This is a genomic window from Pigmentiphaga sp. YJ18 (assembly GCF_038066655.1).
In the GTDB taxonomy this organism is placed as follows: domain Bacteria; phylum Pseudomonadota; class Gammaproteobacteria; order Burkholderiales; family Burkholderiaceae_B; genus Pigmentiphaga.
The window spans coordinates 407,131-429,357 of record NZ_JBBUKU010000001.1 but is presented as its reverse complement, the minus strand read 5'-3'; the positions used below and the strand labels follow the sequence as shown (position 1 = coordinate 429,357).

Annotated in this window: 21 protein-coding genes; 12 read left to right on the top strand and 9 right to left on the bottom strand. The window is 68.7% G+C overall.

Annotated features, from left to right (window positions below; all coding sequences use genetic code 11):
- The first annotated feature begins 45 nt into the window (after positions 1-45).
- Positions 46-687 carry a MarR family winged helix-turn-helix transcriptional regulator gene (locus WKR98_RS02125; RefSeq protein WP_124691656.1) on the top strand — a complete coding sequence of 214 codons (642 nt, stop codon included), beginning with the start codon at positions 46-48 and terminating at the stop codon, positions 685-687.
- Complete coding sequence (locus tag WKR98_RS02120; RefSeq protein ID WP_341431894.1) at positions 677-2,149, top strand: cryptochrome/photolyase family protein; 1,473 nt, start codon at positions 677-679, stop codon at positions 2,147-2,149. The genes WKR98_RS02125 and WKR98_RS02120 overlap by 11 nt, the downstream gene beginning before the upstream one ends.
- A 25-nt stretch (positions 2,150-2,174) precedes the next feature.
- Here WKR98_RS02120 and WKR98_RS02115 read toward each other — a convergent pair whose 3' ends face one another.
- On the bottom strand, positions 2,175-3,635 hold the full coding sequence (locus tag WKR98_RS02115; RefSeq protein ID WP_341431893.1) for a UbiD family decarboxylase: 1,461 nt from the start codon (positions 3,633-3,635) through the stop codon (positions 2,175-2,177).
- Between the two features lie 10 nt (positions 3,636-3,645).
- Entirely contained in the window at positions 3,646-4,635 is a 990-nt protein-coding gene (locus WKR98_RS02110) for a Bug family tripartite tricarboxylate transporter substrate binding protein (protein WP_341431892.1), read from the bottom strand.
- 105 nt (positions 4,636-4,740) lie between these two features.
- Between WKR98_RS02110 and WKR98_RS02105 the strand changes: the two genes are divergently transcribed.
- Complete coding sequence (locus tag WKR98_RS02105) at positions 4,741-5,685, top strand: LysR family transcriptional regulator (RefSeq protein ID WP_341431891.1); 945 nt, start codon at positions 4,741-4,743, stop codon at positions 5,683-5,685.
- On the opposite strand, the gene WKR98_RS02100 is transcribed toward WKR98_RS02105, so the two are convergent.
- Positions 5,682-6,632 carry a LysR family transcriptional regulator gene (locus tag WKR98_RS02100; protein WP_341431890.1) on the bottom strand — a complete coding sequence of 317 codons (951 nt, stop codon included), beginning with the start codon at positions 6,630-6,632 and terminating at the stop codon, positions 5,682-5,684. The two genes, WKR98_RS02105 and WKR98_RS02100, sit on opposite strands and share 4 nt — an antisense overlap.
- Positions 6,633-6,861: 229 nt before the next feature.
- Here WKR98_RS02100 and WKR98_RS02095 point away from each other — a divergent pair, with 229 nt between their 5' ends.
- From WKR98_RS02095 to WKR98_RS02070, 6 genes are read left to right on the top strand one after another with little or no spacing between them, the layout of a single operon-like run.
- A complete protein-coding gene (locus WKR98_RS02095) occupies positions 6,862-7,467 on the top strand; it encodes a nuclear transport factor 2 family protein (protein WP_341431889.1) in 606 nt (201 codons plus the stop codon).
- A gap of 16 nt (positions 7,468-7,483) precedes the next feature.
- Entirely contained in the window at positions 7,484-8,467 is a 984-nt protein-coding gene (locus WKR98_RS02090) for a tripartite tricarboxylate transporter substrate binding protein (RefSeq protein WP_341431888.1), read from the top strand.
- 5 nt (positions 8,468-8,472) lie between these two features.
- A complete protein-coding gene (locus tag WKR98_RS02085) occupies positions 8,473-9,672 on the top strand; it encodes an FAD-dependent monooxygenase (protein WP_341431887.1) in 1,200 nt (399 codons plus the stop codon).
- Positions 9,673-9,681: 9 nt separating this feature from the next.
- The gene (locus WKR98_RS02080; RefSeq protein ID WP_341431886.1) at positions 9,682-10,638 is read left to right on the top strand and encodes a Bug family tripartite tricarboxylate transporter substrate binding protein; all 957 of its coding nucleotides are present in this window, start codon (positions 9,682-9,684) and stop codon (positions 10,636-10,638) included.
- A gap of 25 nt (positions 10,639-10,663) precedes the next feature.
- Positions 10,664-11,332: a cysteine hydrolase gene (locus WKR98_RS02075; RefSeq protein ID WP_341431885.1), complete on the top strand. Its 669-nt coding sequence runs from the start codon at positions 10,664-10,666 to the stop codon at positions 11,330-11,332.
- A gap of 21 nt (positions 11,333-11,353) precedes the next feature.
- Positions 11,354-12,376 carry an amidohydrolase family protein gene (locus tag WKR98_RS02070; protein ID WP_341431884.1) on the top strand — a complete coding sequence of 341 codons (1,023 nt, stop codon included), beginning with the start codon at positions 11,354-11,356 and terminating at the stop codon, positions 12,374-12,376.
- A gap of 32 nt (positions 12,377-12,408) precedes the next feature.
- Here the strand turns inward: WKR98_RS02070 and WKR98_RS02065 are convergent, their stop codons facing one another.
- Positions 12,409-12,861: a MarR family winged helix-turn-helix transcriptional regulator gene (locus tag WKR98_RS02065; RefSeq protein WP_238160207.1), complete on the bottom strand. Its 453-nt coding sequence runs from the start codon at positions 12,859-12,861 to the stop codon at positions 12,409-12,411.
- Positions 12,862-12,944: 83 nt separating this feature from the next.
- On the opposite strand from WKR98_RS02065, the gene WKR98_RS02060 reads away from it, so the two are divergent.
- A complete protein-coding gene (locus tag WKR98_RS02060) occupies positions 12,945-14,636 on the top strand; it encodes an FAD-dependent oxidoreductase (RefSeq protein WP_341431883.1) in 1,692 nt (563 codons plus the stop codon).
- Positions 14,637-14,783: 147 nt separating this feature from the next.
- On the opposite strand, the gene glmS is transcribed toward WKR98_RS02060, so the two are convergent.
- Positions 14,784-16,616 carry a glutamine--fructose-6-phosphate transaminase (isomerizing) gene (gene glmS / locus WKR98_RS02055; protein WP_124691644.1) on the bottom strand — a complete coding sequence of 611 codons (1,833 nt, stop codon included), beginning with the start codon at positions 16,614-16,616 and terminating at the stop codon, positions 14,784-14,786.
- Positions 16,617-16,786: 170 nt separating this feature from the next.
- On the opposite strand from glmS, the gene WKR98_RS02050 reads away from it, so the two are divergent.
- Positions 16,787-17,257 (top strand): Lrp/AsnC family transcriptional regulator, encoded by a 471-nt coding sequence (locus tag WKR98_RS02050; RefSeq protein WP_124691643.1) that lies wholly within the window; start codon positions 16,787-16,789, stop codon positions 17,255-17,257.
- 4 nt (positions 17,258-17,261) lie between these two features.
- Here WKR98_RS02050 and glmU read toward each other — a convergent pair whose 3' ends face one another.
- On the bottom strand, positions 17,262-18,644 hold the full coding sequence (gene glmU / locus WKR98_RS02045) for a bifunctional UDP-N-acetylglucosamine diphosphorylase/glucosamine-1-phosphate N-acetyltransferase GlmU (RefSeq protein WP_124691642.1): 1,383 nt from the start codon (positions 18,642-18,644) through the stop codon (positions 17,262-17,264).
- Between the two features lie 67 nt (positions 18,645-18,711).
- On the opposite strand from glmU, the gene WKR98_RS02040 reads away from it, so the two are divergent.
- Complete coding sequence (locus WKR98_RS02040; RefSeq protein ID WP_341431882.1) at positions 18,712-19,578, top strand: DUF6279 family lipoprotein; 867 nt, start codon at positions 18,712-18,714, stop codon at positions 19,576-19,578.
- 1 nt (position 19,579) lies between these two features.
- Here WKR98_RS02040 and WKR98_RS02035 read toward each other — a convergent pair whose 3' ends face one another.
- From WKR98_RS02035 to WKR98_RS02025, 3 genes are all read right to left on the bottom strand, one after another.
- Positions 19,580-20,215 carry a glutathione peroxidase gene (locus WKR98_RS02035; protein WP_341431881.1) on the bottom strand — a complete coding sequence of 212 codons (636 nt, stop codon included), beginning with the start codon at positions 20,213-20,215 and terminating at the stop codon, positions 19,580-19,582.
- A 25-nt stretch (positions 20,216-20,240) separates the two neighbouring features.
- Positions 20,241-21,428: an FIST signal transduction protein gene (locus WKR98_RS02030; RefSeq protein ID WP_124691639.1), complete on the bottom strand. Its 1,188-nt coding sequence runs from the start codon at positions 21,426-21,428 to the stop codon at positions 20,241-20,243.
- Between the two features lie 79 nt (positions 21,429-21,507).
- Positions 21,508-22,215, bottom strand: a complete 708-nt coding sequence (locus tag WKR98_RS02025; protein ID WP_341431880.1) for a PhaM family polyhydroxyalkanoate granule multifunctional regulatory protein — start codon at positions 22,213-22,215, stop codon at positions 21,508-21,510.
- Between the last annotated feature and the right edge of the window lie 12 nt (positions 22,216-22,227).

Genomic DNA, 22,227 nt, shown 5'->3' with positions numbered 1-22,227 from the left:
ACCGGACGGGTATCATTTGCGCGAGCACAGCCCCCCCGGAAGACCATGAGTTCCGCCGAAGACACCCGCAAGATCCTGGAGCACTGGCAAAGCGCGGCGCCCAACGACCGCCTGGCCCACCTCGTCAAGGACGCCACGCGCGCCTTCGTCCGCGCGTTGCAGATGAGGCTGAACGAGCATCACGTCTCGTTCGGGCACTGGGCCTTCCTGCGCATCCTGTGGGTACAGGACGGCCTGACCCAGCGCGAACTGAGCGACGAGGCGGGAGTGATGGAGCCCACCACCTACAGCGCGCTCAAGGCCATGGAGGCCCTGGGCTACGTCGAGCGCAAGCACCTGCCCGGCAACAAGAAGAATATGTACGTGTACCTGACGGACCGGGGCCGCGAGCTCGAGCGCAAGCTGATCCCGCTGGCCGAGGACGTCAACCGCATCGGCATCCGGGGGCTGACGGCGGACGAGATAGGCGTGGCGCGCAAGGTGCTGCTGGGCATCATCGCCAACCTGGCCGAGGACGAGGAAAAGGCCGAGGAGCGCAGCCTGCGCATCCCGTCCACCCGTGAGTTGTCGCGCCGGGTGTCCGAACGCGTGGAGCGCCAGCGTGCCCGCGCGCCCCGGCGCGAGACCGAGGTCCGGACGCAGGCCGCCGGACCGCGCCAGAAGCGGGCCGTCGCCCATGACGAATGAGGCGCGGGCCGGGACCGCCCTGGTGTGGTTCCGGCGCGACCTGCGCAGTTTCGATCACGCCGCGCTGTACCAGGCGCTGATGCGTCACCAGAAGGTGTATTGCGCCTTCGTCTTCGATACCGACATCCTCGATGCCCTGCCCGATCGCGCTGACCGCCGCGTGGAATTCATCCACGCCAGCGTGCTGGAGCTGGACCAGGCGCTGGACCGCCTGGCGCGCGAGGCGGGCGCCGCGGGCAGCGGCCTGATCGTCCGGCATGGCGGCGCGCCGGCCTGCATCGTCCGCCTGGCGCGGGAGCTGGGCGTGCGGGAGGTCCTGGCCAACCGCGACTACGAGCCCGACGCCATCGCGCGCGACCAGCGGGTGGCGCGGGAGCTGGCGGACTGCGGCATCGTGTTCAGCGACTACAAGGACCAGGTGGTGCTGGACCGGGACGAGGTGCTGACGCAGCAGGGCCGGCCCTACAGCGTGTTCACGCCGTACAAGCGCGCCTGGCTGCAGCGGGCCGACGGCTTCCAGCTCAAGTCCTATCCGGTCGAGCGCCATGCCGCGCGCCTGGCGCCCAAGCCCGCCGGCGAGCATCCGCCCGCCCTGGAGTCGCTGGGCTTCCTGCCCACCAATCTTTCCGCGCTGGCGCTGCCCACCGGCATGCGGGGCGGCCGCGAGCTGTTGCGGGATTTCGAGCGCCGCCTGGCGCGCTATCACGAGACGCGGGACTATCCCGCGCGCAAGGGCGTCTCGTACCTGTCCACGCATCTGCGCTTCGGCACCGTGTCCATCCGCCAACTGGCCGCGCTGGCGCGCCGCCATGGCGGCGAGGGAGCGCAGGCCTGGCTGTCGGAACTGGTCTGGCGCGAGTTCTACCAGATGATCCTGTGGCACCACCCGCACGTGGTACAAGGCTGCTTCAAGCCGGTCTTCGACCGCCTGTCCTGGGACGACGCGCCCGAACTCTGGCAGGCCTGGTGCGAGGCCCGCACGGGCTACCCGCTGGTGGATGCCGCGATGCGCCAGCTGCACCAGACCGGCTACATGCACAATCGCCTGCGCATGGTGGCGGCCTCGTTCCTGACCAAGGACCTGGGCATCGACTGGCGCCGGGGCGAGCGGCACTTCGCCCGGCACCTGAACGACTACGACCTGGCGGCCAACAACGGCGGCTGGCAGTGGGCGGCTTCCACGGGCTGCGACGCGCAGCCGTGGTTCCGCATCTTCAATCCGGTCACCCAGTCCGAGAAATTCGATCCCGACGGGAGCTTCATCCGGCGCTACTTGCCCGAGCTGGCGCGCGTGCCCGACCGGCACATCCATTTCCCCGCCGCGATGCGGCCGGTGGATGCCGAGGCGTGCGGCCTGCGGCTGGGGCGGGACTACCCGCTGCCCGTGGTGGACCATGCGCGGGCGCGTACCCGCACGCTGACGCGCTTCGAGGCGGTGAAGGAGACGCCGGGCGGCCCGTGACGCCACGGGCCGCCCGCCATCCGCTTTACTTCAGCTTCGCCAGCAGGTCGGCGAACTTCGCCTCTACCTTCTGCCGCAGCTCGGGCGTGGCGCAGGCCACCGGCGGAAAGTCCTTCAGCATTTCGAAGGGCCGGCAGGCATCGATCACCGCGCGCGAGTTGGTGGCGGTCCCGCGCGGAATGCGTGGATCCAGGGGCCCGCTCCAGGCCTTGCGGATGAATTCGATGTCCTCCACCGGATCGCAGCGGGTTGACATCGCCCAGACGACGTCGAACAGATTGGTGGGGTCGACGTCCTCGTCGACGACCACGACGAAGCGTCCAAGGTAGGACCCGGACTGACAGTTCGCCGCCAGCATCGCGGCCTGCCGGGCATGCCCCGCGTACGCCTGCTTGATCGAAATGATGTTGAACAGGCGCGCTGCGCCGGCTTCGTGGCACCAGACGCCCTTGACGCCGCTCAGCCCCGCGCGCTCGACCTCGTCCCAGATCATGCCGGCCTTCATGACGCACTTGGAGAACGAGAAGTCCGATGGCGGCCGCAGCGGCGTGGCCATGGTCAGGATGGGATCGTTGCGGTAGTAGACCCGCTGGATGCGCACCACCGGCTGGTTGCTCTTGCCGCCCGCGTAGTAGCCGGTGAACTCGCCGAAGGGCCCCTCGGGCAGCGTGTCGTCCGGATACATCTCGCCTTCCAGCACGATCTCGCTGTGGGCCGGCATGGGCAGCTTGTGCACTTCGCTCAGCACCACGTCGAAGGGCAGGCCGCGATGGCCGCCGGAGTAGTCGTACTCCGACAGGCCGAAGCGCAGTTCGTTGCCGCCGGCCAGGAACAGCATGGGATCGTGGCCGCAGGAAATCAGGACCGGGCAGGGCTTGCCCTGCTTGAAATACTTGTCGCGGATCTGCCGCCCCTGCTTGCCGGGCGAGGTCCACAGGCCAACCTGGTTGCGGCTGTGCGCCATCGACCGGTAGGTGCCGATGTTGATCCAGTCCAGTTCGGGATCTCGCATGATGACCAGGTCATCCGTGCCGATGTAGCGGCCGCCGTCCAGCTCGTGCAGGAAGGGGATGGGGAACTTGAAGATGTCGACGTCCTCGTCGCGGTCGATGTTCTCCAGGATAGGACCGGTTTCCACGACGCGCGGCGGAATGGGTTCGTGGCGCTGCATGCGGTCGCGATACGACTGGACCACGTCCATCGGCCCACGGGGAACGGGGAAGCCCAGCGTCAGGGCCAGCCGCGCCGACGAGTTCGATGCGCCCGACAGCAGCCGGAAGCCGGCCGGGTAGCCCGGGATGTTGTCGAACAGAATGGCGGGGGCTTCACCGTGCTGGGAGCCGTGGATGATCTCCGCCAGGGTGCCGACTTCCAGGTTCCAGTCGGCGCCCGAGACGCGCAGCAGTTCGCCTGCCTTGTCGACGCGCTCCAGCAGTTCCCGCAGGTCCTGGTGGGGACGGTCGTAGTCGTTCCATGTCTTCTGCATTCTTGTGTTCCTAGTCTGCCGTGATGTTTGCCGCGCGTACGACGGGAGGCCAGCGTTTGAGCTCCAGGGCCAGCGTGTCGGCCATGCGGGCGGGCGTACCGCCGGCCGGTTCGATGCCCACCTTGGCCAGGCTGGCCACCACGTCCTTGTTCTTCAATGCCTCGTTCGCTTCCGCGTTCAGCTTGCGGACCACCGCGTCGGGCGTGCCGGCGGGCGCCAGCAAGCCGTACCAGACGTCGACCTGCACCTGGTCATAGCCTTCCTCGCGGAAGGTCGGCACCTGGGGCAGCGATGGCGCGCGCTGGGCGCTCATGACGGCCAGGACGCGCAGCTTGCCTCCCTGGACCAGGGGCTGAATGGTGTGCAGCGGAACGATCATGGCCGAGACGTGCCCGCCAGCGAGATCGTTGACCGCGCCGCCCGCCGACTTGAAGGGGACGTGGAACAGGTCGATGTGCGCTTCCTGCTTGAACAGCTCCATGGCCAGGTGCTGCGGGGTGCCGTTGCCGGGCGAGCCATAGTTGATCGTGCCGGGCGCGGCCTTGGCCTTGGCGACGAACTGCTTGAGCGTCTCGGCGGGGAACGAGGGGGGCACGGCCAGTGCCAGCGTGCCGGTTCCCAGCAGCGCGATGGGGGCGAAGTCCTTGACCGGATCGTAGGGCAGCGTGCGGTTGACCGCCGCGTTGGTGGCGAAGGTCGTCGCCGCCACCAGCAGCGTCGAGCCGTCGGGCCGCGAGCGGGCGACGTGGTCGGCGCCGATGTTGCCGCTGGCGCCGGGGCGGTTGTCGACCACCGCGGCGGTGCCGGATTTCGCCGCCCATTGCTGGCTGACGGTGCGGGCCAGGATGTCCGGCCCGGTGCCGGGCGAAGAGGCGACCACGATCGTGATCGTGTTCTGCGCGGCGGTGGCCGCGGCCGGCAGCGCCGCCACCGTCCAGGCCGCCAGGGCCGCAAGCGGCGCCGCCCACCGGCGGCGTAACGACCGTATCCCAGTCTCCATGGCGCTTGTCTCCTCTTATCGTGCATTTTTTCTGGAGGGAGCATTACAGCGCCAGACGATTTATTATTCCAGAGAGTTATTCTCATTCATTGATGAGGTTGACCAATGAGTTTCCACGCCTCGCTGGGGAATCTGTCCCTGAAGCAGCTGCGGGCCTTCGTCTGCGTGGCCGAATCGCGCAGCTTCACCTCGGCCGCCACCCTGCTCAACCTGTCCCAGTCCGCGGTCAGCCTGCTGGTACGCGAGCTTGAGTCGGAGCTGGGGCTCAAACTGCTCGACCGGACCACGAGGTCGGTGCGCATGACCGAAGCGGGAGCCGAACTGCATCCCGTCGCCGCCCGCGTCCTGCAGGACCTGGGCGCGGCCATCGCCGGTTCGCGCGAACTGGCCGACCGCCGCCGGGGACGCGTGCGCTTCGCCTGCTCGCCGCTGCAATCCTCGCTGCTGGTGCCGCGCCTGATCGGCACGTTCAAGGCGCGGTATCCGCACATCACCATCGTCCTGCGCGATACGCCGGGCGGCGAAATCATCGATCTTGTCGCCAGCGGCGAGGTCGATCTCGCGCTGGGCGTGCTGCCGGCCGATACGCCCTTCGTCGCCGCGGAACCCCTGCTGACCGACGATCTGCTGCTGATCCATCCCCGCAGCTACGGCTGGGGGCCCCGGCGCCGTCCAACGTGGAAGGACATCGCCGCCCATCCCTTCATCGCGCTGGGGGAACACAACTCCACCCGCTACCTGGTCGACTACCATGCCGCGCAGGTCGGCGTGCGGCTTACGCCCGCGTGCGAAGTCGCGTTCGTCTGGACCGCCATCGGCATGGTGGATGCCGGGCTGGGGCTGTCACTGATTCCCGGCCATGCGCGGCCCATCGTCCAGAAGTTCGCCGACGTGGCGATGCAGCCGTTCGAGCCGCAGCGGATCCAGCGTCCGATCGCGCTGATGCGGCATCGGCAGCGGACCTTGTCGCCGGCGGCGGAAGCGTTCGCCGATTTCCTGCGCGAGAACTTCCCGCGCCACGACCGCAGGACGCCGGCCGCGCGGTCCTAGCTCCAGTCCTTGCCCGCGGTGCGGTAGATCCGGTCGCGGCGTTCCTCGATCACTTCGAGCAGGGTGCGGGTGAATGCCTCCAGCACGGCGGGCTGCTCGCGGCCGCGCTTGATGATCAGATGGAAGTCCAGCGTCAGGACGGGATCGGTCAGCAGCGCGGTCGCCACCTGGAATTCCGTGCCGATCGGGGCGGCGAACGTCGGGATGATGGTCGGCCCCACGCCGGCCGCCGCCATGCCGATCAGGGATTCGAGCCGGTTCATGCGGATGCCGTCGGTGCGCGCCATGCCGCGGGCGGCGCGGCACTTGTTGATCTGCTGCTGCAGGTCCTGCGCCGGATGGAGTTCGACGAAAGGCACCGCCGGCAGTTCGTCCCAGCGTATCCGCTTGGCGTTCCTGCCTTTCGCCCTGGAGCGGAAGGGCGCCGCGCGGGATTCCAGGTAGACGAAATCGAATTCGAACAGCGGCCGGCGGGAGACCTCGAGCACGCGTTTGGGGAAGACGCCCAGCCCGCAATCGAGTTCGCCGCTCTGCACCTGGCGTTCGACCTCGGGTTTGGGCAGGTCCAGGATATGGAGATCGAGCGTGGGCTGGGTCTTGCGCAGGCGCATGTAGACGTGGGGCATGACGCTGGCCGAGAAGATGGGCGGCACGCCCACGCGCAGCGTGCGGCGGCGCGTCTCGGAAAGCTGGCTCAGGACGGGCGCGATGGTCTCGACCTCGTCCACGACCTGCTGCGCGACCGGCAGCAGCCGTTGCCCCGCCGCCGTCAGGCGGACTGATCGCGTCGTGCGTTCGAACAGGCGGCACGAGAGCTGGCCTTCGACGTCCTGCATCATCAGGCTGAGCCCCGGCTGGCTGATGTGCAGCTGTTCCGCGGCGCGCGTGAAGCTTCGTGTCTGCACGATGCAGAGGAACGCCTTGAAGTGCCGGATGCTCAGATTCATAAGGTCAGAAAATCAATAGATATAAGAGATATATTAGACAAATTAACATGCGGTTCCTAGAATCTGCCGCATACACAAAACGCCCGGAACATGCGCCGTTCCAGGCCCTTTCCCATCTCCCCCTCCGCTCCGGCAGGAGCGTCGCGGTTCGGCTTCGAAGCGACAAGCCGAAGGGACCCGGCTTGTCCGGCGCAAGGCTGGGCCATCGATCACGAGAAGAGGAGACGACATGAGCGACGCCTGGAACGACGAGCGGGAAATCCGGCAGTTGGTGGAACGATGGGCGGTGTGGCGCGATGCCGGGGACTGGGAACGGTTCGCCACCGTCTGGCATCCGGAGGGCGTCATGATGGCCACCTGGTTCCAGGGGCCTTACGCCGATTTCATCCGCGTCACGCGCGAAGGGTGGGACAAGGGCGTAAGCATTCTTCACTTCCTGGGCGGCTCGGCGATCGAGGTCCAGGGTGACCGCGCCATTGCCCAGACCAAGATGACCATCTCCCAGCGCGGCCCCATCGACGGTGTGCCGTGCGACGTGGTGTGCACGGGCCGCTTCTACGACTTCCTGGTCAGGCACGAGGGCCGATGGCAGCTCTTGCATCGCCAGCCCATCTACGAGAAGGACCGCGTCGACCCGGTGGATCCGGGCGCGAAGCTGACCCTGGACCAGGACGAGCTGGCGCGCATGCCCGAGGGGTATCGGCACCTGGCCTACATCCAGACCCGCATCGGCTACCGGGTCAAGATGGACATGCCCATGCTCACGGGAGAGGCGGTGCAGACGCTGTACCGGCGCGGCGCGAGCTGGCTGGCCGGCGGTCCGCTGGAGCGGTGACGAAAGGAGACAGCAAATGACCAACTCAATGTTCCCGCGCCGTACCTTGCTGGCGGTGTCGCTCGCCGCCGCGCTGCTGCCCTGGACGGGCACGGCGCGGGCCGCGTGGCCCGAACGGCCGATCACCATCGTCGTGCCCTACACGCCGGGCACCAGCATGGACACCCTGGCGCGCACGATCAGTCCCAGGCTCGCGCAGCGGCTGGGGCAGCCGGTCATCGTCGAGAACCGCCCCGGCGCCAGCGGCAACATCGGCACGGGATACGTCGCCAATGCCGCCGCGGACGGGCACACGCTGCTGATGACGGTCAGCACCTTCGTGATGAACCCCAGCCTTTTCAAAAGCGTGCCCTACGACCCGCGGACCAGCTTCGTCCCGATCGGGCAGGTGGCGGTCGGCGCGCTGGTGTTCGCGGTGAATCCGGCCTTCCCGGCCGCCACGCTGGACGAGGCGATCAAGGCTTTCCGGTCCAGGCCGGGCCAGTACGGCTACGCATCGCCGGGCAAGGGCACGCCGCAGCACCTGGCGATGGAATTGTTCAAGCTGCATGCCGGCGTGGACATCATGCACGTGCCCTATAGCGGATCGGCCGGCGCCGTCACGGACCTGCTGGGCGGGCAGGTGCAGGCCATGATCCTGCCGGCCAACACCGCGCTGGGGCTCAAACAGTCCGGCAAGCTGCGTGTGTTGGCCGCCACCCAGCCGCGCCGCATCCAGGTGATGCCCGACGTGCCCACGCTGGCCGAGCAGGGCGTGCGCGGGGCCGACGTCGACCTGTGGTTCGGCATGCTGGCCCCCGCCAGGACGCCCCAGGCCATCGCGACGGCCCTGAACCGCGAGATCAACCAGGTACTGGCCATGCCGGACGTCCAGCAAAGCCTGGACAAGCAGGGGCTGACCGTCGCCTCCGGCACGCCGGAGGCCTTCGGCCAGCTGGTTTCCACCGAACACGCCCGTTGGGCGGATGTGATCAGGAAGGCCCGCATCAGCGCGGATTGAATGACATGAAGAAAGACCAGAAACCCCGAATCATCATCGTCGGCGCCGGCATCGGCGGCCTGACCGCCGCCGCCAGCCTGCTCAAGCGCGGCTTTCCCGTGCGCGTGTACGAACAGGCGCCCGCTCTGGGCGAGATCGGCGCCGGCATCCAGTCCAGCGCCAACGCGGTCAAGGTGTTGTACGACCTCGGGCTGCGTGAGGAGCTCGAGAAGACCGTGGTGCGGCCGCTGGCGTTCGAGTTCCGGCGCTTCGACACGGCCGAGATGATGCATCGCATCCCGCTCGGCGCGCAGCATGAACAGGCGAACGGCGCGCCGTACTTCCACATCCATCGCGCCGACCTGCACGAGCTGCTGGCCAAGGCGGTGCTGGCGCTGGATCCGGAATGCATCGCGCTGAACGCGCGGGCGGAAGGCTTCGACGAGACCGCCGACGGCGTCACGCTGCGGCTGGCCGACGGCACGCGCGCCACGGGCGAGGTCCTGGTGGGCGCGGACGGCATCAAGTCGGCCATACGCGCGCAGATCCTGGGGGCCACCCCGGTCAGCTACACCGGCGACATCGCCTGGCGCGCGGTGATTCCGACGGACCGCCTGCCCGCCGGCATCATGGATACCGTGTCCACGGTATGGTGCGGGCCGAAGAAGCACGCCGTGATGTATTACCTGCGCGCCGGCAAGCTGATGAACTTCGTCGGGCTGGTCGAGCATGCGCAGCCCGAGAACGAATCGTGGACGCAGCGGCGGCCCTGGGCCGATCTAAAGGCTGACTTCGAAGGCTGGCATCCCACCATACAGACGGTGATCGACGCCATCGACCGCGATGGCTGCTACCGCTATGCCTTGAACGACCGCACGCCGGTGGACAACTGGAGCACCGGCAGGGCGACGCTGCTGGGCGATGCCGCGCATCCCACCTTGCCTTACCTGGCCTCTGGGGCGGCCATGGCCATCGAGGACGGCGCGGTGCTGGCGCGCTGCCTGAACGAGCATGGCAGCGTCGCCGGCGCGCTGCGCAGCTACCAGAACAGCCGCATGGACCGCACCGCGGCCGTGGTGCGCGAATCGGCCGAGAACCGCGATCTCTACCGCATCGAGGACGAGAACGAGATGCGCCTGGCCTTCCAGCGCAAGGACATGAACAAGAGCCGCGCGCAGTGGCTGTATTCCTACGATCCGCTGACGGTAGCGCTGGCGGGAGACTGAGGAGCCGACATGCGATACCTGTACCTGACGTTCGCCGCCGCGTGCTGCGCGGCCAGCCTGCCCGCGCAGGCACAATCCGGCCCGCCGACCACCATTGTCGTCGCGACGTCGGCGGGAACGGGCGTGGACGTGATCGCCCGTGTGCTCGGACGGCAGCTGGCGGCGCAGATGGGGACGCCGGTCATCGTCGAGAACCGGCCGGGCGCCAGCGGCAACATCGGCGCCGACCACGTCGCGCGCGCCGCGCCCGACGGCCGCACGCTGCTCCTGGCCGCCACCACCTTCGCCACCAACGCGGCGGTCAACCGCACGCTGCCCTACGATCCGGTCAAGAGCTTCGAACCCATCGGCCTGCTCAGCACCGGCGCGATGACCCTGGCGGTGGCGCCGACGCTCAAGGCCGCGTCGGTGCCGGAACTGATCAAGCTCGCCAAGGCGACGCCCGGCGCCATCAATTACGCGTCTCCCGGCAACGGTACGCCGCAGCACCTGGCCATGGAACTGTTCAAGCTGGAGGCCGGCGTCGACCTGTTCCACGTGCCCTACAAGAGCACCGGGGGCGCCGTGACCGACCTGGCCGGCGGCCACATCTCGGCCATGGTCGTGCCGATAGACACCGTGCTGCCGCTGGCCACGGGCGGCAAGGTCAAGGTGCTGGGGGTGATGAGCGCCGGGCGTTTCCCCGGCCTGCCGGACGTGCCCACCCTGCGCGAGCAGGGCCTGCCCAAGGTGGAGGTCGGTGTCTGGTACGGACTGCTGGCGCCCGCCGGCACCCCTCGGAGCGCCGTGGACCGGCTCAATCGCGAGGTCAACGAGGCGCTGGCCCGTCCCGAGGTCGTGGCCACCCTGCGGCAGCAGGGCATCGATCCGGCCGGGGGGTCGCCCGAGCGGCTGGCCGCGCACCTGCGCGCGGAACTGGCGCGCTGGCAGGCGGTGGTGAAGGCGGCCCGCATCAGCGTGGACTGAGAACAATCCGAGAAAGGAGCGCCGCATGTACGGCATCAGCCAGGAAATCATCGATCGTGTGGTGGCCCGCCGCGGCCGCCTGCATGCCTACGAGACCATCGCCGCGGCCAACACGGCCCTGGTGGTCATCGATCTGCAGAATTACTTCATGAAGCCGGAGTATCCCAGCTCCGTGCCCGCCGCCCGCGAGATCGTGCCCAAGGTCAACGAGGCCGCGCGCGTGGTGCGCAGCCGCGGCGGCACGGTGGTCTGGGTCTCGACCTCGTCCGACGGGGCGGAAAAGTTCTGGTCCGTCATGCACGACCACCTGCTGACGCCGCAGCAGGAGCGTGGCCGCAGGGCCGGGCTCAAGCCGGGCAGCGACGGCTTCGCCCTGTGGAGCGGCCTGGAGGTGGAGCCGCAGGACCTGCAGGTCACCAAACGCACCTTCAGCGCCCTGGTCCACGGTTCGTCGCCGCTGGAGTCCGACCTGCGCGGACGTGGCATCGATACGGTGCTGATCGCCGGCACGGTCACCAACGTGTGCTGCGAGTCCACCGGACGCGACGCCATGATGCTGAACTTCAAGACCATCATGCTGGCCGATGCGCTGGCGGGAAAACTGGCGTCCGCGCACGTGGCCGCGCTGTCGGGATTCATCGAGAACTTCGGCGACGTGATGCGGGTGGAAGAAATGGCGGCGCGCCTCGCGTAGAGGCCAGGGAGACGGAAAACCATGAGAAAGATCGACATCTACAGCCACATCATGCCGCGGCGCTACCTGGAGCTGATGAAGGAGCATGCCAAGGATCCGGGCCTTATCAAGCGCATGAGCAACCTGCGCATGCTGTGGGACATGGACGCCCGGATGGAGATGCTGTCGCAGTGGCCGGAAGTGCAGCAGGTGCTGACCCTGGCGCTGCCGCCGCCCGAGGCCCTGGGCAATGCCGACCAGTCGCCCGGCTTCGCCCGCGTCGCCAACGATGACATGGCGGCGATCGTGGCGCGTTCGCCCCAGGTATTTCCCGCGTTCGTGGCGGCCCTGCCCATGAACAACGTGCCCGCCGCGCTCGAGGAAATGGATCGGGCCGTGACGACGCTGGGCGCGCGCGGCATCCAGGTCACCACCAGCGTCAACGGCCGTCCGCTGGACGATCCGGAGTTCTTCCCCGTGTTCGAGCGGGCGACCAGGGTCCACGGCATTCCGGTCTGGATGCATCCGTTCCGCCCGGCGTCGCAGGCCGACTATCCCGCCGAGGACAAGTCCCGGTTCGAGATCTGGCAGGTCCTGGGCTGGCCGTACGCGACCAGCGTGGCCATGGCGCGCATGGTGTTCTCGCAGATGTTCGACCGCCTGCCGGAGCTGCGCATCATCACGCACCACTGCGGCGCGATGATTCCCTACTTCGGCGGCCGCGCCGAGACGCTGTGGGCCCAGCTGGGAAGCCGCAGCGTCGAGGACGACTACAACGGCCTGCTCGATCGCATGGCGAAGAAGCCCATCGACTACTTCAAGATGTTTTACGCCGACACCGTGCTGGGCGGCTCGGCCTCGGCCCTGCGCTGCGGGCTGGACTTCTTCGGCAGCGACAAGGTGGTGTTCGCCAGCGACTGCCCGTTCGATCCCGAGGAAGGACCGATGTTCATCCGCGAGGGCATACGCTCGATCGAGTCGCTGGATCTTGCCGAAGACGACAAGAAGAAGATCTACCTGCTGAACGCGCTCAAGCTGCTGGGGCTGGAGGAGGACTTGAAGTAGGGAGGGGAGCCGGCGAAAGGGCCGGCTCCCAGCTAGTCGACCGACGCGGCGTAGGCGGCCAGGTCCTTCAACAGGACCGACAGGCTGCGGCTGCCGACTTCCTTGACCATCTCTTCCTGGGCCACCGCCACGGCCCGCCCGAAATCATCCAGCCACGCCAGCCCCGCGGGCGTGAAGCGCACGATGCGGGCCCGCTTGTCCGCCGGATCGGCCACGCGTTCCACCAGGCCCAGTTCCTCGCATTGTCCTATCAATTCGTTCATCGCCGCGTTGGTCATGGCCGAGCGCCGGGCCAGATCGGTGATGCGCGTGCCCTCCAGGTCCAGGTGGCGCGTCAGGTTCACGTGCCAGCGGCGCGTTTCGGCGTGTCCCGCCTCGGTCATCAGGTCCATGACGCGCTGCTCGAAGCGGCGCAAGGCACTGTTGAGCACGCGGCCGGGATTGTGGGTGCGCCAGCGGTAGGCGTTGCTATCAAGGGTTTTCACGGGATCGAATCGGATTGTGCGGGGTTATTTGCTTTGGTAACCTAAATAAATCGAACCGGGCCACCCGAAGAAGGATACATACGATGCTTGACGGCGCACAGTCTACTGTCCGGGGGCCGGCCCGGCTCGAGGTCGATGTGCTGGTCGCCGGGGGCGGCCCGTGCGGACTGATGCTGGCGAACGAACTGGGGCCGCGCGGCGTGCGCTGCCTGGTCGTGGACGCCAAGCCCGGCACGGCCTTCAATCCGCAGGCCAATGCCACCCAGGCCCGCACCATGGAGCACTTCCGCCGGCTGGGTTTCGCGCACGAGATCCGGGCGTTGGGACTGCCGGCCGACCATCCCACGGACATCGCCTACTTCACGCGCTACGCGGGCCACGAGCTCGCGCGCATCAAGCTGCCCACCGCCGCCGAGGCCGCGGTGCGGATCAAGACGATGACGGGCTCCTGGAGCGCCGCCGAACTGCCGCACCGCGTGTCGCAGAAATTCGTCGAATCGGCGCTTCGGCGGCATGCGCAGGCCTGGCCGTCGATCGACCTGCGCTATGGGTGGGCCTTGAAGCAATTCCGTGAAGAGGACGATGGCATCGCCGCGCGGGTGCAGCCCATGGAGGGCGGCGAACCCGTGGAGGTGAAAGCGAAGTTCCTGGTGGGCGCCGACGGCGCGCGCAGCTTCGTCAGGGGGCAACTGGGGGTGGAGTGGGGGGGAGAGACGGGCATCCAGCGCGAGTTCATGGGCGGCAAGATGTTCGCCATCTACCTGCGCTCGCCCGACTTCCTGTCCAGGCTGCCCCATCCCAAGGCCTGGATGTACGTCGCGGTCAACCATCAGCGGCGCGCCTTCATGGCGTCGGTGGACGGCGTGGCCGAGTTCGCCTTCCATGCGGCGGTCCACCCCGGAGAGAACCCGGAAAGCTGGACCGAGGCGGACGCCCGCCGCATCTTCGCCGAAGCGGTGGGGATGGGCGTGCCGATGGAGATCCTGTCCATGGGCACCTGGCTGGCCGGCCACGCGCTGGTCGCCCGGCGCTTTCGCCGCGGCCGCGTGTTCATCGCCGGCGACGCGGCGCATCTGTTCACGCCCACCGGCGGCCTGGGCTACAACACGGCGGTCGAGGATGCGGTGAACCTGGCCTGGAAGCTTGCCAGCGTGCTGAAGGGGCAGGCACCGCCAGCGCTGCTGGACAGCTACGAGGCCGAGCGCAGGCCGCTGGCCGAGCGCAATACCGGCTTTGCCCGGCGCTTCGCCGATTCGGTGGGCCTGTTCCAGGCCAGGGCCGTGCTGGAAGCGGACACGCCGCAAGGCGAGGCCGAGCGCGCGGCGGCCGCGCGCCACCTGGACGAGCATGCGCGGCTGGAGTTCAACATTCCCGGCGTCACGTTCGGCGGCCGCTACGACGGCTCGCCCATCATCGTGGGCGACGGCGTGCCGCCGCCGCCGGACGAGCCCAACCAGTACATTCCTACCGCCAGTCCCGGCGGCCGCCCGCCGCACATGTGGCTGGAGGACGGCCGGTCGCTGTTCGACCTGTTCCACCGCGAATGGACGCTGCTGGTGCTGGGCGAGGACGAGGCGCCGCACGCCGGCTTCGAGGCCGCCGCGCATGAACTGGCCATCGACCTGACGCCCGTCCGGCTGGCCTCACCCGCGCTGCGCGCGTTGTACGAAGCGCCGCTGGTGCTCATCCGGCCCGACCAGATCGTCGCCTGGCGGGGGGGCAGCGCCGACGAGGCGCGCGCCGTCCTGGAAAGGGTGACCGGCCGCCGGGCTTAGATCGGCGCGCATCGCGACGATGTGCCCGTGCAGGAGATACGGCAATTTCCCTTGTGCGAGCAGGCGTGCCAAGCGGCGGCCCCCGCCGGGATCAGGCCGCCGCCATCTGCCTAGGCGTAGCGGGGCCGTATCGCCGGCCCCGTGGCATCACTCCACCGTCACGCTCTTGGCCAGGTTGCGCGGCTTGTCCACGTCGGTGCCGCGCGCGCAGGCCGTGTGATAGGCCAGCAACTGCATCGGCACCACGTGCAGGATGGGCGACAGCCAGCCGTAGTGTTCGGGCATGCGGATCACGTGCACGCCGGTTTCCGAACGGATGTTGCTGCCCGCGTCGGCGAACACGTACAGATGGCCGCCGCGCGCGCGCACTTCCTGCATGTTCGATTGCAGCTTCTTGAGCAGGGCGTCCTGCGGCGCCACGGTGATCACGGGCATCTGGTCGGTGACCAGGGCCAGCGGACCGTGCTTGAGTTCGCCGGCCGGATAGGCCTCGGCGTGGATGTAGCTGATTTCCTTGAGCTTGAGCGCGCCTTCGAGCGCGATCGGGTAGTGCATGCCGCGGCCCAGGAACAGCGCGTTTTCCTTGCGCACGAACTCCTCGGCCCACGAGATGATCTGCGGCTCCAGGGCCAGCACCGCCTGGATGGCGACCGGCAGGTGGCGCAGCGAGCGGATGTGGTCCGCTTCCTGTTCCTCGGACAGGCGGCCCTTGCTCTTGGCCAGCGCCAGCGTCAGCAGGAACAGGCCCACGAGCTGGGTGGTGAAGGCCTTGGTGGACGCGACGCCGATCTCCACGCCCGCGCGGGTCAGGAAGTTCAGCGTGCATTCGCGCACCATGGCGCTGGTGGCCACGTTGCAGATGGTCAGGGTGTGCTTCATGCCCTGCTGCTGCGCGTGCTTGAGCGCGGCCAGGGTGTCGGCGGTTTCGCCCGACTGCGAGATGGTGACGACCAGGCTGCGCGGATTGGGCACGCTGGTGCGGTAGCGGTATTCGCTGGCGATCTCGACGGCGACGGGCACCTGGGCGATGGCCTCGATCCAGTACTTGGCGGTCAGGCCGGCGTAATAGCTGGTGCCGCAAGCCAGGATCAGCACCGAGTCGATCTGGTCGAAGACGCTGGCGGCGGTGTCGCCGAACAGCTCGGGCGTGACGGTCTCGATGTCCTGCAGGGTGTCGCCGATGGCGCGCGGCTGCTCGAAGATTTCCTTCTGCATGTAGTGCCGGTAGGGGCCCAGGTCGGCCGCCGCGGTGTGCGCGATCACGGCGCGGGCCGGGCGCTCGACCGGCTGGCCGTTCTCGTCGACGATCCAGACGCGCGCGAGTTGCAGGTCGACGACGTCGCCGTCTTCCAGGTAGATGATGTTGTTGGTGGTGCCGGCCAGGGCCAGCGCGTCGGAGGCCAGGAAGTTCTCGTTCTCGCCCAGGCCGACGATAAGCGGCGAGCCGTGGCGGGCGCCGACCACGCGGTGCGGTTCGTCGCGGCAGAACGCGGCGATGGCGTAGGCGCCCTGCAGGCGCTTGACCGTCTGCTGCATGGCGGCGAACAGGTCGCCGTCGTACAGGTGGTTGAGCAGGTGGGCGATGACCTCGGTGTCGGTCTGGCTTTCGAACTCATAGCCGTAGCCTTGCAGTTCGGTGCGCAGTTCCTCGTAGTTCTCGATGATGCCGTTGTGCACCAGCGCGACGCGGCTGCGGCCGTTGCGGTCGGCCGAGAAGTGCGGATGCGCGTTGTTGGTGGCCGGGGCGCCATGGGTGGCCCAGCGGGTATGGGCGATGCCGGTGAAGCCGGCCACCTTCTCGCCCGCGATCAGCGATTCGAGTTCGGCCACGCGCGAGGTGCTGCGGGTGCGCCGCAGTTCGCCCTCGAGGTGGACGGCCACGCCGCAGGAATCATAGCCGCGGTACTCCAGGCGCTTCAGGCCTTCGATCAGAACGGGAACGATGTCGCGTTGGGCGACGGCGCCGACGATGCCACACATGGTGCTTGTGTCCTTGATGAACGGGTTCGGCGCAATTCTGGTCTTTTCGCGGAGAAATGTAATTACTATTTTTAGGTATTTTTTCGTGAAAATTTCGTCTTTTCAGGTGGAAGAATTTTTATGAAAAAATTAGCATAATAGTTATGGAAAATTTCATCTCTTAGGCTACCATGAGCGCGACCGTGGATCTCGACGACGTCGACCGGCGCATTCTGTCGGTTTTGCAGAACGATGCGACGCTGACCAACCAGGAGCTGGCCGCGCGCGTGCACGTGTCGGCGCCGACCTGCCTGCGCCGCGTCCGCCGCCTGATCGAGCAGGGGGTGATCGAGAAACAGGTGGCTATCGTCTCGCCCGAGAAGGTGGGCGCGGGCCTGACCGGTATCGTCGAGATCACGCTGGACGTGCAGGCGGCCGAGCGCATGGCCGAATTCGAGGCCGCCATGGCGCAAGAAACCGCCGTGACCCAATGCTACCGGGTCTCGACGGGGCCGGATTTCGTGCTGGTGGTGCAGGTTCCCGACATGGCCGCCTACCATGCGCTGGCGCACCGGGCGTTCACGGCCCAGGGCAACGTGCGCAACGTGCGCACGTTCTTTTCGGTGCACCGGAGCAAGTTCGATACGCGGGTCGCGATCTGAGGCCTTACTTCTTCTTGACCGGCCGCTTCCAGCTTTCCACCGTCGTCTGCGGGGCGCGGGTCAGCGTGAGCTTGTCCGCGGGCGCATCCTTGGTCAGCGTGGTGCCGGCGCCCAGCGTGGCGCCCCGGCCCACCGTGACGGGGGCGACCAGCTGGGTGTCCGAGCCGATGAAGACGTCGTCCTCGATCACGGTGCGCGACTTGTTGACGCCGTCGTAGTTGCAGGTGATGGTGCCGGCGCCGATGTTCACCCGCGCGCCCACGGTCGCGTCGCCGACGTAGCTGAGGTGGTTGGCCTTGGAACCGGCATCGAAGCTGCTGTTCTTGATTTCGACGAAGTTGCCCACGTGCGTCTGGTCGCCCAGTTGCGTGCCGGGGCGCAGCCGCGCGTAGGGGCCGATGCGGGCGTCGGCGCCCACGGCGGCGCCGTCCAGGTGGCTGAAGGCCGCCACGCGGGTGCCCGCGCCGATGCGCACGTCGCGCAGCACGCAGTTCGGCCCGACCGAGACGCCGTCGGCCAGTTCGACGCTGCCCTCGAAAACGCAGCCCACGTCGATGAAGACGTCGCGGCCGCAGTGGAGGCTGCCGCGCACGTCGAAGCGGGCCGGGTCGGCCAGCGTGACGCCCGCTTCCAGCTGGCGCTCGGCCTGGGCGCGCTGGTAGATGCGTTCCAGTTCGGCCTGCTGCACGCGGCTGTTCACGCCCAATGTTTCCCAATCGTGGCCGGGGGCGGCGGACAGCACCGGCACGCCGTCCGCCACGGCCATCGCGATGATGTCGGTCAGGTAGTATTCGCCCTGGGCGTTGTCGTTCTTCAGCGCGGCCAGCCAGCGCTTGAGCGCGGCGGTGGGCGCGGCCAGGATGCCGGTGTTGATCTCGCGTATGGCCCGTTCCTCGGGCGAGGCGTCCTTGTGCTCGACCACCCGGTCGATGGAGCCGGCGCCGTTGCGCACGATGCGGCCGTAGCCGGTGGCATCGTCCAGCTCCACCGTCAGCACGGCCACCGCGCCGGGCTTCGAGGCCTGGGCATCCAGCAGCCGTTTCAGGGTGTCGCTGTTCACCAGCGGCACGTCGCCATACAGCACCAGGGTGACGTCGCCCGGGGCGTCGCTGCCGGCCAGCTCGGGTACCGCTTGTTGCACGGCGTGCCCCGTGCCCAGCTGCGGTTGTTGTAAAACGAATCCGAGGTCCGTGTCCTGTTCGTAGTGGCGCTTGACCGTGTCGGCGCCGTGGCCGACCACCAGGACGATGCGGGAGGGGTCCAGTGCCCGCGCGGCGCCGAGCACGTGGGTCAGCATGGGGCGGCCCGCCAGCCCGTGGAGTACCTTGGGCAGGTCGGACTTCATGCGCTTGCCCATGCCGGCGGCCAGGATCACGATGTTGAGCATTTGCAGCACTACTCCGGTTGGAGATGGGTGAAAGCGTGGCAGTTTAAGGCAGCTTCGAGACGAACATATGATCAGAAGTGTATTGATCGTTGTCTTCCTGGCCCTGGTGGCCGCATGCAGCGGCGTGAAGCTGGGCTACAACAGCGCGGACAAGGTCCTGGCCTGGCGCATGGACGACTGGTTCGACCTGTCGGACGGCCTGCGCCAGCCGGCCCGCGACCGCCTGCACCGGGTGCTGGCCTGGCACCGGCGCGAGGAATTGCCGCGCTATGCCGACATTCTGCGCTCGGCCGAGCGCAGGTTGGCGGATCCGGCGCCGCTCAGCGCGGCTGAACTGCTGGCTTTGCAACAACAGGTGACAGGCCGCCTCCAGATTCTGGGCGGGCGGGTGGCCGACGAGTTCGCCAACGTGCTGGTCCAGTTCGGCCCCGCGCAGCGCCGCCGGCTGCTGGCGCGCCTGGACGAGAACAACGACGAGTTCCGCCAGGACTACGTGGATGCCGACGCGGGCGCGGTGCGCAAGCGCCGCATCGACCAGATGGTGGACCGCTACCAGTTCTGGCTGGGGCGGCTGTCTCCCGAGCAGCGCACCCATCTCGAGCAATGGGTGGATGCGCGTGGCACGGACGCGGCATGGCGCCTGTCGCTGCGGCAGGACAGGCAGCGGGCGTTCGTCGGCATCGTGGACGAGGCGGCCCGCGGCAAGTCGCCGCCGCAGACGGCCTCGCGCCTGCGGGCGTTCTTCTCGGACCTGGAAACGCCGTCCGCGCCACCGGTGCGGGCGCGCCATGACGAGGGCGAACGGGCCCGCGCGCAACTGACCGCCGATCTTTTCAACATGGCCACGCCGGCCCAGCGCGACAAGGCGCGCGAGCGGCTGCTGCGGCTGGCCGAGGACTGCCTGGCGCTGGCCGGGCAGGGCGCGGCGTCGTAGATCAGCCCGCCAGCAGTTTTTCGATTTCGCGGGTCATGCGCGCGTCGGTGGGTTCGACGGCGCTGGGGAAAGCGGCCACGGGCTTGCCGTCGCGGCCCACGAGGTACTTGTGGAAATTCCACTTGGGCTGCTGGCCGGTCGTCCTGGCCAGCGAGGCGAACAACGGGTTGGCATCCTTGCCCGACACCACCGACTTCGAGAAGATCGGGAACTTGACGCCGTAGGTGTTGAAGCACAGGTCGGCGATCTGTTCCTTGGAGCCGGTTTCCTGCGCGAAGTCGTTGGACGGGAAGGCCAGCACCACCAGCCCGCGGTCGCGGTACTTGGCGTAGACGCGCTCCAGGCCTTCGTATTGGTAGGTGTAGCCGCAATAGCTGGCGGTGTTGACCACCAGCAGCACCTTGCCCCGGTACTGGCACAGGTTCTGCGGCGATTCGTCCTGGAGCTTGGGGAAGGTCACGTCCAGCAGGGCGGGGCAGGCTCCGGCGGCCGCGGGCGCGGCCGGCGTCTCGGCCCGGGCGGCGCGGGGCATCGCGGCCATCGCCGCTGCCGCCAGCAGTACCGCGGCCATCACGATGGCGGCACGGCGCAGCGGGTGCGGCGCGGCGGCCGCGCGGGGGAGTGGGGATGGCTTCATGATGCGGCTCCCGGCGGGTGCGCCGTCAGAGGAAGACGGCCAGTACGCCCGCATACCAATATAGCCGGTCTTTGAAGATCTCGCCGTTGGCGTACAGGCCGATCAGCGGCAGGTCGCCCAGTTGCTGCTGGACCAGCTGCATCTCGGCCGAGGGGCCGCCGAACAGGGTGCCGGTGCGGCCCAGGCAGGAGATGTAGAGGGCGCCGCGCACGCGGCCCATGCCGCCGTGCCCGGACTCGATCTGTTCGCGCAGCGAGGTGCAGGCACGGATCAGGTCGGCCTGCGCGGCTGCGCGGTCGCGGCGGCAGAACACGACGTGGTCGGCGGCTTCCAGGTCGGTGCCCAGGGCCAGCGCGCGCTCGTGCGGATCGACGCCGATCAGCGGCCGGACCTGGTAGTCGCCATGCATGAAGGCGTCGCCGCTGCCCATGCCGACGAAGGTGCCCTGCAGCATCTGCACCGCCGCCGGCGTGGGCGATGCGCCGGCCGGCGTGCCGCGCCGTTGCAGGATGTCCGGCGCGCCCATGTCCCGCAGCAGCACGTCCAGCGCGGGCACACCGTCCAGGCGGTTGAGCCGGTGGCCAGCGGATTCGGTTACCCGGTGCACGGGCCCGATGGGTTGGCAGCTCTGGCTGACCCGGCTGGCGACGGCGATGTTCTCGGACAGCACCACGCCCGACAGGCCGCCGGACAGGACGCGGTCGGCAATGGTGGTCTGCGGATGGCGGCTGCTGGAGACGCCGCCGAAAACGGTCGCCCCGGCCAGCTTGCCGCGCATGTCATGGACCAGATCGGCCAGGTCGGGCGTGGCGGCGTCGGCATGGACCAGAGCGGTCCAGGCGGCGCGGCGGCCGTCGGGCGTGCGCGCCAGCCGCTCGGGCGGCGGGGTGGCGCCCGAGAAGACCTGGAAGTCGTCGGGCGCGAAGTCCGCCAGCATCAGCGCGATGGCGGGTTCGTCGATGTATTCGGCGGTGCCGGCCGCGATGCCCACGCCTATCGCGCCGGTCCAGTGCGTCACGCCCGTGCGCTCGCGCAGGAAGGCCAGGATGTCGGCGGCCTCGGCGGCGTGGTGGTCGGTCAGGTACAGGAAGCCCAGCGTCGCGCCGGCGCCCGCGCCGGTGCGGCTGGCCCGTTCGATCTGCGCCAGGCACAGCGAGGCCGACATGCGCCAGTCGGGGTGCGTGGCGTGGGCCCAGGGGAACTGCGAACTCACGATGCCGCCCCGCTGTCGCCGCGCGGCGCCCCGCCCGTGACGGGGCGGGCGGCTGCCGCGTTCGGCCGGGCGGGCCGGGTCATGGCCGGGCCTTGGGCTTGCGGGCCCGGGAGGCCGTGCTGGCGCGCTTGGCGGCGGGTTGGGCGGTGGGCTTCCTGGGCGCCGCGTTCGCCTTGCCGTTGCCTGCCTTGGCCGTGGCTGCGGGCGGCGTGGGCATGGACGCGGCGGCGGCGGTCGCCATGCGATTGAACTGGTCCTGCAGCATGTTCCACCAGGGGTTCGCGGCGGGCGCCTCGGCCGGCTTGGCCGAGGCCTGCGGCGCCTGTTCCTCGGCCTTTGGAGCCGCGTCCGGCTTGTCCTGGGCGGCGGGCTTCGCGGCGGGCTTGGCCGGCGCGGGCCGCAGGCCCAGCGCGACCTCCAGCGGCGAAGGCGGCGCATCGGCGCTGCCGCCGCCGTAGGCCTGGCCGGCGGTCTGCGCGAACGAGCGCAGGGTGGAGATGGTGGCGCGCTGCACCTCCAGGCCCTGGATGGTTCCGCGCAACATGGTCAGGTTCAGGTTCAGCCAGTTCTCGACGGCGCGCAAGTCGTTGATGCGGCGGTCCAGGTCGTCCAGCCCCATCGCGGGCGAGATCGGCGCTGCCTGCGGCAGGGCGCCCAGGCTGCCCCAGACCTGGCGCAGCATTTCCATGCTTTGCAGTACCGGGTTGGCAATGTTGCCGTCGCTGCCCGGAAGCTGGAGGCCCGGGATGCCGAAAGGGTTGCCGGGACCGGCGGTATGGGAGGCCATGGCGGTTTCCTT

Excerpts from the sequence above, each read along its gene's own strand:
- WKR98_RS02125 (WP_124691656.1), top strand. The coding sequence starts at position 46 with ATGAGTTCCGCCGAAGACACCCGCAAGATCCTGGAGCACTGGCAAAGC.
- WKR98_RS02120 (WP_341431894.1), top strand. The coding sequence starts at position 677 with ATGACGAATGAGGCGCGGGCCGGGACCGCCCTGGTGTGGTTCCGGCGC.
- WKR98_RS02115 (WP_341431893.1), bottom strand. The coding sequence starts at position 3,635 with ATGCAGAAGACATGGAACGACTACGACCGTCCCCACCAGGACCTGCGG.
- WKR98_RS02110 (WP_341431892.1), bottom strand. The coding sequence starts at position 4,635 with ATGGAGACTGGGATACGGTCGTTACGCCGCCGGTGGGCGGCGCCGCTT.
- WKR98_RS02105 (WP_341431891.1), top strand. The coding sequence starts at position 4,741 with ATGAGTTTCCACGCCTCGCTGGGGAATCTGTCCCTGAAGCAGCTGCGG.
- WKR98_RS02100 (WP_341431890.1), bottom strand. The coding sequence starts at position 6,632 with ATGAATCTGAGCATCCGGCACTTCAAGGCGTTCCTCTGCATCGTGCAG.
- WKR98_RS02095 (WP_341431889.1), top strand. The coding sequence starts at position 6,862 with ATGAGCGACGCCTGGAACGACGAGCGGGAAATCCGGCAGTTGGTGGAA.
- WKR98_RS02090 (WP_341431888.1), top strand. The coding sequence starts at position 7,484 with ATGACCAACTCAATGTTCCCGCGCCGTACCTTGCTGGCGGTGTCGCTC.
- WKR98_RS02085 (WP_341431887.1), top strand. The coding sequence starts at position 8,473 with ATGAAGAAAGACCAGAAACCCCGAATCATCATCGTCGGCGCCGGCATC.
- WKR98_RS02080 (WP_341431886.1), top strand. The coding sequence starts at position 9,682 with ATGCGATACCTGTACCTGACGTTCGCCGCCGCGTGCTGCGCGGCCAGC.
- WKR98_RS02075 (WP_341431885.1), top strand. The coding sequence starts at position 10,664 with ATGTACGGCATCAGCCAGGAAATCATCGATCGTGTGGTGGCCCGCCGC.
- WKR98_RS02070 (WP_341431884.1), top strand. The coding sequence starts at position 11,354 with ATGAGAAAGATCGACATCTACAGCCACATCATGCCGCGGCGCTACCTG.
- WKR98_RS02060 (WP_341431883.1), top strand. The coding sequence starts at position 12,945 with ATGCTTGACGGCGCACAGTCTACTGTCCGGGGGCCGGCCCGGCTCGAG.
- glmS (WP_124691644.1), bottom strand. The coding sequence starts at position 16,616 with ATGTGTGGCATCGTCGGCGCCGTCGCCCAACGCGACATCGTTCCCGTT.
- WKR98_RS02050 (WP_124691643.1), top strand. The coding sequence starts at position 16,787 with ATGAGCGCGACCGTGGATCTCGACGACGTCGACCGGCGCATTCTGTCG.
- glmU (WP_124691642.1), bottom strand. The coding sequence starts at position 18,644 with ATGCTCAACATCGTGATCCTGGCCGCCGGCATGGGCAAGCGCATGAAG.
- WKR98_RS02040 (WP_341431882.1), top strand. The coding sequence starts at position 18,712 with ATGATCAGAAGTGTATTGATCGTTGTCTTCCTGGCCCTGGTGGCCGCA.
- WKR98_RS02035 (WP_341431881.1), bottom strand. The coding sequence starts at position 20,215 with ATGAAGCCATCCCCACTCCCCCGCGCGGCCGCCGCGCCGCACCCGCTG.
- WKR98_RS02025 (WP_341431880.1), bottom strand. The coding sequence starts at position 22,215 with ATGGCCTCCCATACCGCCGGTCCCGGCAACCCTTTCGGCATCCCGGGC.